The following is a 15627-nucleotide window of genomic DNA, read 5'->3' as shown; positions in this document are numbered from 1 at the left end:
AACTCTGAAGGGTTACTTTCATAGTTATGAAGCATTCCCTTCACAAATAGGAGCCCTCCCATGCCCAACCCCGTCCCATCCACCCCATCCACGTCCACCCCGTCCGCCCCGTCCGCCCCCATCCCATCCACCGTCGTCCCATCCACCGTCATCCCGGCCACCGTCGTCCCGGCCACCGTCGTCACCGCTGTCCCACCCGCCGCTGGCCCTCCTTCTCCGACCCGCGGCATGGCCTTCTCCAAGGACCCTCTGTCTGGGCCAGACCTCGCACCACTCCGCAATCAGCGCGACTATCGACTGCTCTGGACAGCCCGCACCATCTCCATCACCGGCTCCGAGGTGTCCAAGCTGGCCGTCCCCCTGACCGCCGTCACTCTCCTCACCGCCTCCCCCATGGAAATGGGCCTCCTCACAGCCGCCGCCTCACTCCCCGCCCTATTCCTCGGCCTCCAGTCAGGCGCGATAGCCGACCGCCTCTCCCGCCACCGCCCACTCATGATCGCCTGCGAACTCGTCTCCTGCGCCGCCGCGCTGACGGTCCCCCTCGCCTGGCTCCTGGGCGTACTCAACGCGTTCTGGTTGATCATCGTCGCCTTGGTCATCGGCTCAGCAGGCGTACTCTTCAAGGCCGCGAACTTCCCCCACCTGGCCGCGGTCGTCTCCCCCGAACAGCGAACGGAGGCGATGGCAGGCTTCCACGCCTCCTATTCGGTCGCCTCAGTCGGCGGCCCCGGCCTGGCCGGACTCCTCGTACAACTCCTGACGGCCCCTCTGGCGGTGCTCGCGGAGGCGCTGTCATTCCTGGCCTCCGCACTGCTGCTGCGCTCGATCCGTACCCCAGAGCGGAACGAGCCCTCCCCCTCCCGAGGCATGTGGCGAGACGTGACCGAAGGACTCCGCGCCAGCACCACGCATCCCGTCCTGCGCGCCCTCCTCGGCGCGGGCATCACCATCAACTTCTTCGCCATGGCCTACACGGCCGTGTACATGCTCTACATGGTGAACACCCTCGGCATCCCCCGGGGCCTCATCGGCGCCCTCATCGCCCTCGGCGGCGTCGGCGGCCTCCTTGGCGCCTGGATCACCGCCCGCGCCGCCAAACGCTACGGCGAGAACCGCGTGCTGCTCGTCTCCGTACTCTTCTTCCCGATCGAAATCCTGGCCGTGGGCCTGCTCAGCGGCCCCCTCTGGTGGAAACTGACCCTGCTCACACTCACCGGCACGATCACGGGCGGCGTCGTGGTCGCGTTCGCCACCTGCATGGGCGCGATCGTCCTACGCGAAACCGCCCCCGAACTCCGCGGCCGCGTCAACGCCACCCTGACCTTCGCCGTACAGGGGGTCCTGGCCCTGGGCGGCCTCGCAGGCGGCGCGCTGGCGGAGTTCGCGGGCCTGCGTCCCGTCATCATCGTCTCCGCGGCCGGCATCGCGCTCAGCACGATCTGGATCTGGGCCTCTCCCCTGCGCCCCCGCGGTCACCGCAGCTTGTCGAATCCCACGGACCCAGAATCGCCCGAGCACTCACCCAAGCTCTCGAAGACCCACACCGCTCCAGCGGAAGCACGCTCGTCTGACGACACTCTCCGCTGACATTCACCGGCGCGCCGACAGACTATGACGAACGAACACAAAACTGAACACAGCATGACGAACGAGCACAACCCTTCGCCTGGCCAGGCACGCCCCTTCGCTTGATCTCCTTTGCCTGGGCACCACCGTCCGCTTGTCCAGACAGGGCCTCTCGCTTGGCTAGATCAGTTCGCCCGCCAACAGATCCATCAGCAGCCCGTCGTGAAACTCCCCAGTCACCGGATCCCGCTCATAAGCCCGCATGATCCCCACCCGCTTGAATCCCACACGCTCGTAGGCGTTGATGGCGACCGTATTGTGCGCAGCAGGATCAATCGTCAGCCGATGATGTCCCCGCACCTCAATCAACCATCGTGCCAACGTGCGAACAGCTTCCTGGCCGAACCCACATCCATGCCACTGAGGCCCGAGGAAGATGTCGATCCCCGAACTGCGATACATCGGATCCTCCACCTCCTCGTACTGAATCGCCCCGATCACTTCACCGCCGACCGTAATGGCCAGCATGTCGTCGAACTCGTCGACAGGCCCCCACCACCGGGCCACCTCAGGCGTCGCAACGATCTCCCGCAACCGCGCCTCGTCGTCCTGTACAACATCCCGCAGGACCACCCGAGATCCACGTAGCTCCATCATGCCGCCTCCCCAAACCCGCCCCGGCCCAGATGCCAGCGGTTATCCACAGGCATACCGCCCCACACCCCCTTCCTCCACAGAATTACGTTCACCTCTCCGAACACCCCCCGCCCTCCCACAAACTCACCGCATGCCCACTCCCCCCACCTCCGATTCCCTCTCCCCACTCACCCACCTAAAGCCCGACCCGCGACCTCCGCGCACTAACCCAAAGCCCGATCCGCCATCCCTGTGTATTCACCCAAAGTCCCAGCCATCACCTTCATGCACTCACCCAAAGCCCCACCCACTATCGCCACGCACTCAGCCACCATCCCCACGCACTCACTCACCATCCCCGTGCACCCACCCGCTATCCACGTGCGCTCACCCAAAGCCCCAGCCACCACCTCCATACACTCACCCAAAGCCCCAGCCGCCATTCCCTTTCACCCACCCCAGTCCCAACTCCCCGCTGCCCCCCACCCACCAAAACTCCACAATCAGCCCATATTCCTCCAGCGGCAGCACGCCGACCCATCCCCCGCCAACGAACTCCCATCGGCGAGTAGCGCCCCCAGGCCCGCTGACTCTTCTGGCCACCCTCCTCGCCTTCGCCATCTCCCTAACGCCCGCAAGCCCCGCTGCCGCGGACCGTCCCACCTGGCGATGGCCACTGGACGGACACCCCAGAATCCTCCGCCACTTCACGCCCCCACCCGAGCCATGGCTGTCAGGCCACCGCGGCATCGACCTCGCCGCCGCACCCACCACACCTGTCGTAGCCGCGGGCCCAGGCATCGTCCGCTTCGCCGGCCCCCTCGCCGGCCGGGGTGTGGTCACCGTCGAGCATGCGAACGGCCTACGCACGACGTATCTGCCGGTCAACGCATCAGTACGCCGAGACCAACATGTATCGCCCGGCACCCGCCTCGGTTTCATCGAACACCGAATGGGTCACTGCCAAGAATCCTGCCTCCACTGGGGCCTCCTCCGCGGCACCCACTACCTCGACCCTCTGCTCCTCCTAGGCCGAGCCCACATCCGCCTGCTCCCGTACTGGAACCTGGACGCCCTGGACGGCACGGGCGGCACGGGCGGCACGGGCAGCACGGGCAGCACGGGCAGCACGGGCGGCAGCACAGGCAGTCCGAACGGCACAGGCAGTCCGAGCAGATTCGACCGGAACACCCTGGGCGGTCCGAACACCCTGGACAACCTAGAAGGTCCCTACTCCCCGGACGGTCCTAGCGACCACAACGCCTTCGTTCTTTCGCCGCAACCGTCACTCCGGAACATCGGGCACCTCCAAACAGCACCCATCACCGCAGCGCCCACAGCGACAACATCCTCGACTGCTCTCCCCTCAACACCGGCCCGTCGGTCAGATCCCACCCCTGCTCCCGACCCCACCCCTTCGGGCCAAACCCCCGAGCGTGCGGCCCCCAAACCGACTCCCCGCTTCGTAACACGTTCCGCTTCAACACCGGCCATCTCAGCCATCAGCGCGGGTGCGCTCTTGAGCGCATGGCTGCTGTTCACCCTGATCCGCCGTATTCGATGTTCACGCACACAGCAACATGGAGCCGCAAGAGGCCAGCACCGCAAACAGCAGCACAAGCGGCGTTATCTCGGACTGGGAAGTCGATCCCGCCAGCCACGGGGGCGCCAACGCGTGAGGCACAACTAGTCACGACAGGGGCATGCTTCACGGCAACCGGGACGGTGTCTGATCGCCGCCACGTGAGCCTGTCAACGACCGCTGAATCTTGGCTCTGGCACTTATTTCGGAATTAGTGCCAGAGCAATTCCGTCGTCGGCAGAGCCGCGTTGTTCGTTGAAGAGGTTCTCGTGCATAGCCATGACCCACTTACCGCTGGCCCATTCGCCGGATCCTGCGACGAGAAACCACGTCTTTGCAGCCGCAGAGTGAGGAAGCTCAGTCGGCGCCGGGCTGTCCGGAGTGCGCACTCGACGCCGCTCTGCTTCGCTCGTCCGGCCATGTACAGCGCTTTCACTTTGAGCGGCCGGAGGCGACGAAGCCGCTACCGGAAGGTGTCCGGCGGAGGAGGCTGCCAACCTCCTCCGCCAAGCCGCTGATTAGACCGACGTCGACTTCGTCTCGGCCGCGCAGATTCGCCGGAGACGCCCCGCCTCTACTGACCGCACTGTTCGCGATACCCGATCTTGGAACGACAGGAGGTGGATGCTCCGAGGTGGATGCGCCATCGTCCAGTGGACAGGTTCGGTACAGGCGATTCGCCAGATGGCCCCAACGGCCCAGCGGGCAACGGCGGATGACCGCGTGGGCGCGGGGGCAGCCCGGCGGATCCCGTTGGCGCGCAGGTAGAGCTTGTGGATACCGTCTCAACCGCCGCCGAACCACCACCGGTCTTCCCTCCTGGCCCGTTGCGGAGGCGGATCAGGGTGGAGCGGGTGAAACCGATGGTGCACGCGCAGACCATGCCGTCGTCGTCGGCGAGCCACCCGCGGAGCAGCACAGCGCAGGCAGCGCACGGCGGAGCCGCGTAGCGCAGGGCAGGGCAGGGCAGCGCAGCGCAGCGCAGGGCAGCTGATTCCGAACTCCGGTAGCCCGGTTGGCCGCCGAGTCTGTGCCCGTTCACGCCCTGGGGTGTGCCTGGCGGTATGCCGTGCGGAGTCTCTCGATTGAGACATGCGTGTAGATCTGGGTCGTGTGCAGGGAGGCGTGCCCGAGGAGTTCCTGGACGCTGCGGAGGTCGGCGCCGCCCTCGAGTAGGTGCGTCGCCGCGCTGTGTCTCAGCCCGTGCGGGCCCATGTCCGGCGCTCCCTCGACCTCGCGCAGGCGAGCGTGCACCACCCGTCGGACCGTACCCGCGTCTATCCGACCGCCTCGCACCCCAAGGAACACCGCCGCCCCTGAGCCTGCACGGATCCACAGAGGCCGTCCGTGTACGCACCACTTGTCCAGGGCCCGGAGTGCGGGCAATCCGAACGGAACCGATCGTTCCTTACGGCCCTTGCCCAGCACTCTGATGACGTGCCGATCCCGGTCGACGTCATCGACGTCCAACGCGCACAGCTCGCTCACTCGCACGCCCGTGGCGTACAGCAGCTCCAGGATGGCCTGATCTCGCAGTTCCTTGGGCTCTTCGGCCGACGGCGCTTCGAGGACGGCCTGTGCTTGCTGTTGATTGAGCACGGTGGGCAGCGGGCGGGGCGCCTTGGCGCTGCCCAACAGCAAGCCGGGGTCATCCGGCAACCAGCCTCTGCGATGGCAATAGGCCGTGAAGGTACGGATGCACGCGGTCCTGCGCGCCAGCGTGGCCCTCGCCTTACCGTCGGCATGCTGCTCGGCCAGCCATTCGCGCAACGTAGCGATGTCGAGGCCGTGGAGTCGGTTGTTCAGGTGGTCGAACAGGGCCGTGACGTCAGAGAGGTACGCGCGGACTGTGTGCGGAGACAGGTCTCTCTCGAACCGCAAGTATCTGCCGAACTCGGCCATCACCTCATCCGCTCCCAGCCACCCGTCGGCCACAATCGCCTCCCTCTCGTAGACGCCGACCTCTCCCGGAGCCGCGCACCAGGTGATCGATGTCAAGCGCCCTGTCATCTGTCCATGCGGTCCTAGCGGTGCCCGTGCAGGCCTACGGCCCGCCTTCGCTAAACAGCCCACGCCTCTTCGCCAACCCAGCCCGACGGCTGCCCATCGATTGGCCCGCTGATGCGGATAGACCCACTAGGCGGCCGCCACTGACCGGTTTCATGAGTCGGGTCGCTGACCGGTCCCATCGGTCGGAGTTCGCTGACCAGCCCGCAGCCATCGACCAGACGGATAGGCCACGTCCACCAACCGACCTAGACGGTCCCGACCCGCTGACCAGCTCAGTCCCTCCGCATTCCACCGACCAACCCACGTCCACCAGCCAACCTGGATGGACCTGCCCGCTGATCCGTCTCTTCGGTTCGTGTGCTCTGAGCAGCTTCTGTGGCCTGTCTGTGCCGATCAGCTCGACCTCCTCCGGTCCGATGAGCTCCAGCCGGCTCTCCCGAGCGGTGCGAACGTACCTGGGCTCGCTCATCGCGCCGTATCTGCGATCTGCTGTTTCGGGTACGTCTCTTCCGCTTCCACGGTGTGGGTTTGTACCCGTATCTGGTCTTGCCCCTGCCTCGTTTCTCCAGCTTTGCACAGCGGTCGGCAGTTGTTCGGGAGGATGACGCCCCTCGCGAGGCGTCGAGGGGCGATCATCGGCGCTTTGAGGGTCTCGATCTCGATCTTGGCCGTGGCACTCCCACGCCTTGGCGGGATGCCATCTATCGGGGCGGGAGTGCCGACCGATCGGCGGCCAGCCAGCAGGAGGGGAATGCTTCCCGCAAGTGATGGCGCTGACCAATCCCGGCGGGCGGCGGCGATTTCGACGATCGCCCACAACCCGGATATCGCCATCGGTGGCTCAGCGGACATCAGTGTGGACTGTTCGGGAAGTTCACGGGTCGTCGGGGGCTGGGGGGAGATCGTCATAGTCGGTTTGGTCTGAGGGGTATTGCCGTGGTGGGGCCGTTTCGTTGGCCTTCTGGTACGTACTCGACGGCGTTTTGCGGGTGCGCCAGCCCTTGTCCACTCTTTCGACGTAGCCTGCGGCGGCCAGGCCGCCCAGTGCGCTCAAAGCCGCGTCCAGGGAGACTCCTGCCGCTACCGCGATGGACGCGGGGCCGGCGGCGCCGCGTGTGGGGATGGCGTCGAGGACGCGGCTGGTCGTTTCGTTCAGCGTGTCTCGCGGGACGGCCGGGCCGCGAGATTGGGGGGCCAGGTCGTCTCCTATCGCGCCGACTAGTTCGATCACTTCTTCGGGTGAGGTGACACATACGGCCTTGCGTTCGCGAAGCAGGCGGTGGCAGCCGGCCGACATGGTGGAGGTGATCGGGCCTGGTACGGCCGCCAGGTGGCGTTGCAGCGACAAGGCGTGACCGGCCGTGTTGAGTGCGCCGCTGCGGAGTGCCGCCTCCACCACGACGGTGCCTCGGGACAGGGCGGCGATCAAGCGGTTCCTGATGAGGAAGCGCGCTCGGGTGGGGTGGACGCCCGGAGGGCACTCGCTGACCACTACGCCCTGGTCGCGGGCGGCGGCGAACAGTTCGTGGTGTCCGGTCGGGTAGGTGACATCGACGCCGCAGGCCAGGACGACGACCGTGGGAGAGTCCGCGGCCAGGGAACCGCGATGTGCCGCGCCATCTATGCCGAATGCGCCGCCTGAGACCACCGTCCAGCCTGAGTCGCTGAATCCCACGGCGAACTGGGCCGCGACGTGCACGCCGTACGCCGTAGCAGCCCGTGCGCCGACGACGGCGACCGATCGCAGGCAGGCGAAGCGCAGGTCGGCCGAGCCGTGGAGCCACAGGCCGAGGGGGCGGCGGGGTCCGAGCTGGTCCAGTTGGGTGGGCCATTCGGGACTGCCGGGGATGATGAATCTGGCTCCGCTTCGTTCGCCCTCGGCGAGGTCGGCTATGGGGTCGGCGGATGCCAGGCGGGCGTGCCAGGCGCGTAGTCGCTGGGTGAGGTCTGTTAGGCGCCGCTCGGCGAGGGCTGCTCCGATTTGATGAGCGGACTCCGTGATGTGCCGCTGGGTGGGGTTTGCGGTTCGTTGCTGGGTGAGGGTCGTTCCGCATTGCTCGCTGGGGTTCGTGATGTGTTCTTGGGCGGGGCCCTCTTTGCGTAGCTGGCTTGAGTTTGGGAGCTGTCGCTGGTTGAGGTCTGCGATGTGGTGCGGCGTGAGTTCTGTGACTTGCTGCCAGCTTTGGTCAGCAGTCTCTCGTTGGGACGGGACTGTGATGTGTTGGTCTTGGGTTTCCTGGGTGATGAAGTCGGGTGGGAGGGTCTCCGTACGTACGGCGTCGATTGCTGCCTCAACCCCACAGCAGGCGATGAGACGGCCCATGGTGGGGTCCCCGGCGTCGGCTGCACGCATGAGGGCGGCTCTTGCCTCCACTTCTGCTCTCGTCATCGACGCTCCTGAGGGTTAGGGATCTTGGTTACCGGCGGTGGGAACGCCTTCATGACGGGATGGCGGAGGTGGAGTTGGGCTCGGTAAGGGAGCTGGGCGGGGGAACGCGGTGGCCGCTGCGGGGTGGATGGGGTGGTCACGTGTTCACCCCCAGCCACAAGGCGAGTGCCGTCGATGTTTCCGCGTATTCGGGGTGGGGTTTTCCTGCCAGGTCCGTAAGGGTCCATGCGACTCGTAGGACGCGATCGAGGCCGCGCGCGCTGAGGGTGCCCGAGTCCAGGGCGGTCGTCATGCACTTCATGGCGGCGTCCGAAGGGCGGTAGTCGGCGTGGAGGGCGGCGGACGGGATTTCGGCGTTCGTACGCCAGGCGGTGCCGGCCAGGCGTTTGGCGGCTCGTTCGCGGGCTGCCAGTACGCGTTGGGCCACGGTTTTGCTTGGCTCGACGAACTGGCGGTCTGCCATGAGCTCGCGTCTGGACGTACGGGCGACTGTGACCTTCATGTCTATGCGGTCGAGAAGCGGGCCGGACAGTCTGGCCAGGTAGCGGCGTCTCATCGTCGGGGAGCACTGGCAGTTTTCCCCCTGGTCCTGGGGCTGGGCGCAGGGGCATGGGTTGGCGGCGAGTACGAGCATGAAGCGGGCCGGGAAGGTGACGGAGCCTGCCGACCTGGACACCGTCACGCGACCGGTCTCAAGGGGCTGGCGGAGGGAGTCGAGGATGTGGCGGGGGAACTCTGGAGCTTCGTCCATGAACAGGACTCCCCGGTGGGCGAGGGAGACTGCGCCTGGGCGTATGACGGTGCTGCCGCCGCCGACGATGGCCGCCGCCGTGGCGGTGTGGTGGGGGCTGACGAACGGCGGTCTGCTCAGCATCGGGCTGCTGGCCGGCAGGATGCCCGCCACCGAATGAATGGCCGTCACCTCGAGCGCGTGGTCGAGCTCCAGGTCGGGCAGGAGCGTGGGCAGGCGTTCGGCCAACAGGGTCTTGCCTGTGCCGGGCGGGCCGAGCATCCAGATGTTGTGGCCTCCGGCGGCGCATATCTCGAGCGCCCGGCGGGCGACCGGCTGGCCGGCCACGTCGGACAGGTCGACCGTGGGCTGGATGGTCAGCGGCTGCGGCTCTGGGGTGTCTTGGATGTACGGCTCTGGCGGATCGTCTCCCCTTCGTAGCCACTCGACGAGCTGGCGTAGGTCGGCGAAGGGTGCCACCTTGACGTCGGGCACCAGTGCCGCTTCCGCCGAGTTGGCGGCGGGGATGACCACCGTGACGTCTCCGTGCTCGGCCGCGCCCAGCACCGACGGGAGAACGCCTCGTACGGGTCTCAGGCGTCCGTCGAGGCCGAGCTCGCCGAGGAAAAATGGCTCTGCGACCCGGTCGGCGGGGACCACTCCGGCTGCGCCCAGTATCGCGATGGCTATGGCGAGATCGAACTGGCTGCCCCGCTTGGGGAGGCTCGCGGGAAAGAGGCTTACCGTGATGCGGGCGTCGGGCCAGGGATAATGACTGTTGACCATTGCCGATCTGACCCGTTCCCTGGCCTCGCTGAGTGCTGTGTCCGGGAGGCCGATGAGGTGGATCCCCGCCAGGCCGTTGCCCACGTCGGCTTCCACCTCGACGCTGCGGCCTTTGACGCCGACCAGGGCCACGCTGCGGGTTCGCGCTACTGCCATCTCAGATCGCCCCCCGTACGTGACGCAGGGAGTAGTCGCCGGCGAAACGCTCCAGGGCGATCACGTCGACTCTGACCGTGTCGAAGGTGCGGGGTTGGGTTGTGAGCCACTTGGCGGCCAGCATGCGGAGTCTGGCCAGTTTGGCCTGCCCTACCGACTCCAGGGCCGTGCCGTGTGATCGGCTGGATCTGGTCTTGACCTCTACTACGACCAGGTTGGGGCCGTCTTCGGCGATGATGTCGATCTCGCCGTGACGGCAGCGCCAGTTGCGTTCGATGATGGTCATTCCCTCGGCTTCCAGGTAGTTGACGGCTAGTTGCTCGCCGTGTTTGCCGAGGTCGTTCCTCGCGGCCATGTGGCACCTCCGGGCCCTGACTTTCGCGTACCGGGGGTGGGGCGGTCGGGCCGAGCGAGGTTCTGTGGATAGGCCGGGGGTGTTGGCGCCGGGTTGTGGATAAGTCCGGGGCTGATCCGGGCGTCCGGCACCGCGCTGGGTGAGCTGCCCTGGGCGTGCTGCTGCCCGGGCTGAGCCGCGCTGGGTGAGCTCCCCTGGGTGAGCCGCGCTGGGTGAGCCGAACGGAGGAAGCCCGACGGAGGGAGCCGCGCTACTTGACGCGATACGCCGCCATGGACGCGAGGCACCGATCCTGCGAAGCCGTATTGTGCCTGATCAGGGGCGCGGTCCGGGGTGGCGGCTGGTGACAGCGCCGACTGGCGACCCTGGTGGGTGAGATCGGTGGTGGATCCCAGGGGGCGACTGTGGGCGGCCTCGTTTGGTGGCTGGGGCCTAGTGGCGGCTGCGGGGCACGGTCAGTGGTCCTTTGGAAGGGTGGTCGGGACGGCCTGGCAGATGGCCGTGGAAAGGGCCCCAGTGGTGGCTGTCGGCAAGCCTCGGGCGAGCTCGGTCAGCGGTCCTGGGGGTGGCTCAGTGGGTCGTCGCGCGGGACGGCCGCGCGGGCGGACCGGCGGATGGACCGGACAGGGGTCCTATGGGGTGGGCGGCCCAGCGGGTGGCCGCGCGTGCAGGCCAGTTGATGGCCGAGCAGGTAGCCAGACGAACCCATGGATGGCCGAGCAGGTAGCCAGGCGGACCCATGGATGACCGAGCAGGCGGGCTGGTGGATGGCCGTGGGTTGCGGCCCTTCACAGGTGGCGGCTGACCGCAACCACCCGTCCCACCCAACAACCACCCCACAGCAACCCCAGCCCCCGCAAACCAAAGGCCAGTCCCCAACGCCCCTCAAACAGCACCTACCCCGAGAAGCCCTCCTTCGGCATCTCCAGGTCGGCCTTGGCCAGTTCCTCGACGTTGACGTCCTTGAACGTAACCACCCGCACATTCTTCACAAACCGTGCAGGCCGGTACATATCCCAAACCCAAGCATCCTGCATCTTCACATCGAAGAACACGTCCCCGTTCTCCGCGGTCCGGACGTCGAGATCTACCGAGTTGGTCAGGTAGAAGCGCCGCTCCGTCTCCACGACATACGTAAACAGCCCGACGACATCGCGGTATTCGCGGTAAAGCTGCAGCTCCATCTCGGTTTCGTACTTTTCGAGATCCTCTGCGCTCATCGCGGTCCTCCTGTCGTACCGGTCTTCCGGTTCGCCTGGTCAGGCAACCCCGGCCCCCATTTCATTTTCCCCCATCTCCCTGGCCACCGTGACGAACGAGTAACGGTGGTGGGAGCAAGGGCCGTTCGTCTCCAGGGCCAGTCTGTGTCCTGGAGTGACGTACCCCTTGTGCTCGGCGAAGCCGTAGCCCGGGAACTCGGCGTCCAGCTCGACCATCATGCGGTCCCTGGTCACCTTGGCCACGATCGAGGCCGCGGCCACGCACGCGGCCACCTGGTCTCCCTTCCACACCGCCAGCGAGGGCGCGGGCAGGCCCGGGACGGGGAAGCCGTCCGTGAGGATGTACCCCGGGTCACAGGTCAACCGTGCCACGGCTCGCCGCATTCCGGCCACGTTGCTCTTGTGCAGCCCCCGCGCGTCGATCTCCGCCGGGGGGATGACGACCACCCCGACGTGCGCCGAATCCATGATCAGGTCATAGAGCCGCTCTCGTACGGCCGGCACCAGCAGTTTCGAGTCGTTCAGCCCGTCGATCGGCCTGCGCAGGATGGCCGCGGCGACCACCAGCGGACCGGCGCAGGCCCCCCGGCCCGCTTCGTCGACCCCGGCGATCGGGGTCAGGCCCCGGCGGGCCAGGGCCCGCTCATAGGCATAGAGCCCGGAATCACGCCGGACAACGCTGGGCCGAGGGCGAAACGCAACTGTCATGACAAGAGGCAGCGTACGCCCCAATCGCCGCAAACCGCGACCGGAAGGCGGCTCTACTTGACCTTGTCGAAAGTGTCAGGACGCATGAAGATCAGGCCTCGCGACAGCGGCCAGTAGCGCATGACGGCCTTTCCGATCACCGCGTCCTCCGAGATGAACCCGCCCCCGGGCTCCTCGACATGGCTGCGCGAGTCGGCCGAGGCGCTGCGGTGGTCTCCCATCAGCCACAACTTGCCGGGCGGCACGGTGTACTTGAACGTGTCGCCCGACGGGAAGTCGTCCGGATAGAGGTAGGACGCCTCGTCCAGCGGCGTGCCGTTGACCGTCACCCGCTTCTTGGCATCGCAGCAGGCCACCTTGTCGCCACCGATGCCGATGACCCGCTTGATGGTGTCCTCGCCGTTCCAGCCCTTGAACACGATGATGTCGCCGCGCTCGGGCTTGCCCGAGAGCTTGTTGACGAACACCCGGTCGTTGATCAGCAGGGTGTTCTCCATCGACTCCGACGGGATGTAGAACGAGCCGACGACGAACGTGTGCAGCAGCAGCGCGATGCCGACGCCGAGGATCAGCAGGAGGATCGTCTCGCGGAAGCCGCCCTTTTTCTTCTTCTCCACCGCCGCCGCCTTCTTGGTGAAGGACATCAGTTTCTCCTGCTTCGGCGGCGCCGACGGACCAGCACCAGGGGGAAAGCTCCGGCGAACCCGGCGACCAGCGGGACGGACCCGCCCAGCGCCTGCAGCGCCGGCTGCCCGAACGTGTCCGGGATGGACAGCGTGGTCGCCCTGTTGAACGGCCACACGATGACGAACGCCCGCCCGACCACCTGGCCCACGGGGATCGAGCCGCCACCCGGGTCGCCCGTGTGCGAGCGTGAGTCGAGCGACACCGAGCGGTGGTCGCCCATCACCCACAGCCGCCCCTTGGGCACCGTGATGTCGAAGAACTTGTCGGAGGGCACGTTGCCCGGATAGAGGTAGCCGCCCTCGTCGATCGCCACGCCGTTGACCGTGATGCGCTGCTTGGAGTCGCAGCACTTGACGTGGTCGCCGCCGACGCCGATGACCCGCTTGATGTAGTCCTTCTCGCCGGGCACCACGCCGAACGCGGTGCCGACCCAGCGGAAGAACGCCGCGACCGGGTTGGACGGCTCCTCCATCTCGAACTCGCCGTCCCACGAGTCGACGCCCGAGAACACCACCACGTCGCCGCGCTCGATGTCGCGCGTGTGGTAGACGATCTTGTTGACGAGGACCCGGTCGTTCTTCAGGAGAGTGTTCTCCATCGACTCCGACGGGATGTAGAAGGCCTGGATCACGAACGTCTTGATGATCAGGGCCAGCACCAGCGCCACGACGACCAGGACGGGAAGTTCTTTCCAGAACGACCCCTTTTTGTCCTTCTTGCCGCCCTTTGCTGGCTTCTCAGTCTCTTCGGCGACCACGTCCACCTCGTCCTTGACAGGGCGGCGCGGCGCGCCGTGCTCCTGGCTCTCGCTAGTCATCGCTGACGAGCCTAGATGATGCATCGGCTCGACAAGTCTCGACCGACGTTACACCCGCGCCCGAGTCGCTCCACATAAAAGAAATGCCCCCGCAAAGCCGAATGGCCCGCGCAGGACGCGGGCCATTCGGAAAGGTCTGTGTCACTTGGCGGGCACGGCCTCGCGCTTCTCGCGGATACGGGCGGCCTTGCCGCGCAGATCGCGCATGTAGTAGAGCTTGGCGCGGCGCACGTCACCGCGGGTCACGAGCACGATCTTCTCGATGATCGGGCTGTGCACGGGGAAGGTCCGCTCGACGCCGACGCTGTAGCTGACCTTGCGGACCGTGAAGGTCTCGCGGGCGCCGCTGCCCTGCCTGCGCAGCACGAAGCCCTTGAAGACCTGGACGCGGGAGCGGTTTCCTTCGACGACGCGGACGTGAACCTCGAGCGTGTCACCGGGGCGGAAGTCCGGCACGTCTCCGCGCAGGGTCGCCTTCTCGAGCTCCTGGATCTTCGTGTGCATGAGAGCTGTCCTCAAGTCCTCGCGAGCACGCGGAGGTCCACCCGGCCTGAGCTCGCGGCGGACGCGCCTGCTGATTCGATGAACCCGGGACTGTCCCCCGGGCATGGCAGACCAACCACATGATGGTCGGTAGCGCTTCAGTTTGCCATATCTTCCGGCTGGAAGCGAAACGAGAGCTCCTCCAGCAGCCGCCGGTCGTGCTTGTCGAGCGTCTCGGGATCGAGCGCCAAAGCCAGCTCGGGCCGGTTGGCGACGGTACGGCGGAGCGCCTCGTCACGCCGCCACCGCGCGACCTTCCCGTGATGCCCGGACAGGAGTACGGGCGGCACCTCGTGCCCCCGCCAGAGCGGCGGCTTGGTGAAGACGGGCCCTTCGACGAGGTTGCGCATGGCCCCCGGCGCGAAGGAGTCGTCGACGGCCGAATGGGCGTTGCCCAGCACGCCGGGCAACAGCCTGCCGATGGCCTCCACCATCACCAGCGTCGCGACCTCGCCTCCGGCCAGCACGTAGTCGCCGATGCTGATCTCGTCGACGCGCAGGCGCGTGCCGTATTCGGTCATGACGCGCGAGTCGATGCCCTCGTAGCGGCCGCACGCGAACAGCAGCCAGGGTTCGGCCGCGAGCTCCTGGGCGAGCTCCTGGGTGAACGGCCGCCCGCTCGGCGTCGGGACGATCAGGCGCGGCGAGCCGCCCTCGGTCACCGCGTCGATGGCCTCGCCCCACACCTCGGGCTTCATGACCATGCCGGGGCCGCCGCCGTAGGGGGTGTCGTCGACGGTTTTGTGCACGTCGTGGGCCCAGTCGCGGAGCTGGTGCACCCGTACGTCGAGGGTGCCGCGCTCGCGAGCCTTGCCGATGAGGGAGACGTCGAGCGGCGCGAAGTACTCGGGGAAGATCGAGACGATGTCGAGCCGCATCACAGCAGCCCTTCGGGCGGGTCGACGACGAGCCGGCCGCCTTCGAGGTCGACCTCGGGCACCAGCGCCCTGACGAACGGGATGAGCGCGTCGTCCTGCCCGCTTCGCCGTACGACCAGGAGGTCCTGGCCGTGGTGGAGCACGTCGGTGACCTCGCCGACGGCCTCGTCCGAGGCGGTCACGACCGTGAGCCCGATGAGCTGGTGGTCGTGGAACTCGTCGGGGTCGTCGGAGGGCGTCACCTCGGCGGAGTCGATGACCAGCATCGTGCCGCGGAGTTCTTCGGCGTCGTCGCGGGCTCTGATCCCGGCGAAGGTGATGAGCAGCGCGCCTTTGTGCCAGCGGCGGCTCTCGATGACGAGCGGCCCCCTGTCGGCGGGATCGGTGGCGATGGCGGCGCCGACGGCGAAGCGCAGCTCGGGATCGTCGGTGCGCACCTCCACGGTCACGTCGCCGCGTACTCCGTGCGGGCGGCCTATCCGGCCGACGACCAACTGCACCTGTACCTACCTTTTCTAACGCAAGCGCCCCCATCGGCAAGAACCGATGAGGGCGCGGGAA

General features: G+C 67.0%; 14 protein-coding genes. 2 read left to right on the top strand and 12 right to left on the bottom strand.

Annotated features, from left to right (window positions below):
* Positions 1-60 precede the first annotated feature (60 nt).
* Positions 61-1590 (top strand): MFS transporter, encoded by a 1530-nt coding sequence (locus tag AB0B91_RS08270; RefSeq protein ID WP_358317361.1) that lies wholly within the window; start codon positions 61-63, stop codon positions 1588-1590.
* Positions 1591-1749: 159 nt separating this feature from the next.
* On the opposite strand, the gene AB0B91_RS08265 is transcribed toward AB0B91_RS08270, so the two are convergent.
* Complete coding sequence (locus AB0B91_RS08265) at positions 1750-2226, bottom strand: GNAT family protein (protein WP_358317359.1); 477 nt, start codon at positions 2224-2226, stop codon at positions 1750-1752.
* On the opposite strand from AB0B91_RS08265, the gene AB0B91_RS08260 reads away from it, so the two are divergent.
* Positions 2225-3895: a peptidoglycan DD-metalloendopeptidase family protein gene (locus tag AB0B91_RS08260; protein WP_358317521.1), complete on the top strand. Its 1671-nt coding sequence runs from the start codon at positions 2225-2227 to the stop codon at positions 3893-3895. The two genes, AB0B91_RS08265 and AB0B91_RS08260, sit on opposite strands and share 2 nt — an antisense overlap.
* Positions 3896-4825: 930 nt before the next feature.
* Here the strand turns inward: AB0B91_RS08260 and AB0B91_RS08255 are convergent.
* The 11 genes from AB0B91_RS08255 to rimM form a co-directional block, all read right to left on the bottom strand.
* Positions 4826-5689 (bottom strand): tyrosine recombinase XerC, encoded by an 864-nt coding sequence (locus AB0B91_RS08255; RefSeq protein ID WP_358317519.1) that lies wholly within the window; start codon positions 5687-5689, stop codon positions 4826-4828.
* A gap of 982 nt (positions 5690-6671) precedes the next feature.
* Positions 6672-8186: a DNA-processing protein DprA gene (dprA, locus tag AB0B91_RS08250; protein WP_358317357.1), complete on the bottom strand. Its 1515-nt coding sequence runs from the start codon at positions 8184-8186 to the stop codon at positions 6672-6674.
* 136 nt (positions 8187-8322) lie between these two features.
* Positions 8323-9858, bottom strand: coding sequence for a YifB family Mg chelatase-like AAA ATPase (locus AB0B91_RS08245; RefSeq protein ID WP_358317355.1), 1536 nt, complete (start codon positions 9856-9858; stop codon positions 8323-8325).
* A 1-nt stretch (position 9859) separates the two neighbouring features.
* Positions 9860-10213: a YraN family protein gene (locus AB0B91_RS08240; protein ID WP_358317353.1), complete on the bottom strand. Its 354-nt coding sequence runs from the start codon at positions 10211-10213 to the stop codon at positions 9860-9862.
* An 896-nt stretch (positions 10214-11109) separates the two neighbouring features.
* The gene (locus tag AB0B91_RS08235) at positions 11110-11433 is read right to left on the bottom strand and encodes a DUF2469 domain-containing protein (RefSeq protein WP_026215037.1); all 324 of its coding nucleotides are present in this window, start codon (positions 11431-11433) and stop codon (positions 11110-11112) included.
* A gap of 39 nt (positions 11434-11472) precedes the next feature.
* The gene (locus AB0B91_RS08230) at positions 11473-12141 is read right to left on the bottom strand and encodes a ribonuclease HII (protein ID WP_358317351.1); all 669 of its coding nucleotides are present in this window, start codon (positions 12139-12141) and stop codon (positions 11473-11475) included.
* Between the two features lie 53 nt (positions 12142-12194).
* Positions 12195-12785: a signal peptidase I gene (lepB, locus tag AB0B91_RS08225; RefSeq protein WP_358317349.1), complete on the bottom strand. Its 591-nt coding sequence runs from the start codon at positions 12783-12785 to the stop codon at positions 12195-12197.
* On the bottom strand, positions 12785-13645 hold the full coding sequence (gene lepB / locus AB0B91_RS08220; RefSeq protein ID WP_358317347.1) for a signal peptidase I: 861 nt from the start codon (positions 13643-13645) through the stop codon (positions 12785-12787). Before lepB (AB0B91_RS08220) ends, lepB (AB0B91_RS08225) begins: the two co-directional genes overlap by 1 nt.
* A 141-nt stretch (positions 13646-13786) precedes the next feature.
* Positions 13787-14149, bottom strand: coding sequence for a 50S ribosomal protein L19 (gene rplS, locus AB0B91_RS08215; protein WP_214641562.1), 363 nt, complete (start codon positions 14147-14149; stop codon positions 13787-13789).
* A gap of 137 nt (positions 14150-14286) precedes the next feature.
* Entirely contained in the window at positions 14287-15066 is a 780-nt protein-coding gene (trmD, locus tag AB0B91_RS08210) for a tRNA (guanosine(37)-N1)-methyltransferase TrmD (protein ID WP_358317345.1), read from the bottom strand.
* Entirely contained in the window at positions 15066-15566 is a 501-nt protein-coding gene (gene rimM / locus AB0B91_RS08205; protein WP_358317343.1) for a ribosome maturation factor RimM, read from the bottom strand. The genes trmD and rimM overlap by 1 nt, the downstream gene beginning before the upstream one ends.
* Between the last annotated feature and the right edge of the window lie 61 nt (positions 15567-15627).

Source organism: Nonomuraea sp. NPDC049141, assembly GCF_040648415.1.
GTDB lineage: Bacteria > Actinomycetota > Actinomycetes > Streptosporangiales > Streptosporangiaceae > Nonomuraea.
Note: the sequence above shows the minus strand (reverse complement) of the source record. Positions and strands in the feature narration are given on the sequence as shown.

Excerpts from the sequence above, each read along its gene's own strand:
- AB0B91_RS08270 (WP_358317361.1), top strand. The coding sequence starts at position 61 with ATGCCCAACCCCGTCCCATCCACCCCATCCACGTCCACCCCGTCCGCC.
- AB0B91_RS08230 (WP_358317351.1), bottom strand. The coding sequence starts at position 12,141 with ATGACAGTTGCGTTTCGCCCTCGGCCCAGCGTTGTCCGGCGTGATTCC.
- rplS (WP_214641562.1), bottom strand. The coding sequence starts at position 14,149 with ATGCACACGAAGATCCAGGAGCTCGAGAAGGCGACCCTGCGCGGAGAC.
- AB0B91_RS08235 (WP_026215037.1), bottom strand. The coding sequence starts at position 11,433 with ATGAGCGCAGAGGATCTCGAAAAGTACGAAACCGAGATGGAGCTGCAG.
- AB0B91_RS08260 (WP_358317521.1), top strand. The coding sequence starts at position 2,225 with ATGCCGCCTCCCCAAACCCGCCCCGGCCCAGATGCCAGCGGTTATCCA.
- AB0B91_RS08240 (WP_358317353.1), bottom strand. The coding sequence starts at position 10,213 with ATGGCCGCGAGGAACGACCTCGGCAAACACGGCGAGCAACTAGCCGTC.
- AB0B91_RS08265 (WP_358317359.1), bottom strand. The coding sequence starts at position 2,226 with ATGATGGAGCTACGTGGATCTCGGGTGGTCCTGCGGGATGTTGTACAG.
- lepB (WP_358317349.1), bottom strand. The coding sequence starts at position 12,785 with ATGTCCTTCACCAAGAAGGCGGCGGCGGTGGAGAAGAAGAAAAAGGGC.
- lepB (WP_358317347.1), bottom strand. The coding sequence starts at position 13,645 with ATGACTAGCGAGAGCCAGGAGCACGGCGCGCCGCGCCGCCCTGTCAAG.
- trmD (WP_358317345.1), bottom strand. The coding sequence starts at position 15,066 with ATGCGGCTCGACATCGTCTCGATCTTCCCCGAGTACTTCGCGCCGCTC.
- AB0B91_RS08245 (WP_358317355.1), bottom strand. The coding sequence starts at position 9,858 with ATGGCAGTAGCGCGAACCCGCAGCGTGGCCCTGGTCGGCGTCAAAGGC.
- AB0B91_RS08255 (WP_358317519.1), bottom strand. The coding sequence starts at position 5,689 with ATGGCCGAGTTCGGCAGATACTTGCGGTTCGAGAGAGACCTGTCTCCG.
- dprA (WP_358317357.1), bottom strand. The coding sequence starts at position 8,186 with ATGACGAGAGCAGAAGTGGAGGCAAGAGCCGCCCTCATGCGTGCAGCC.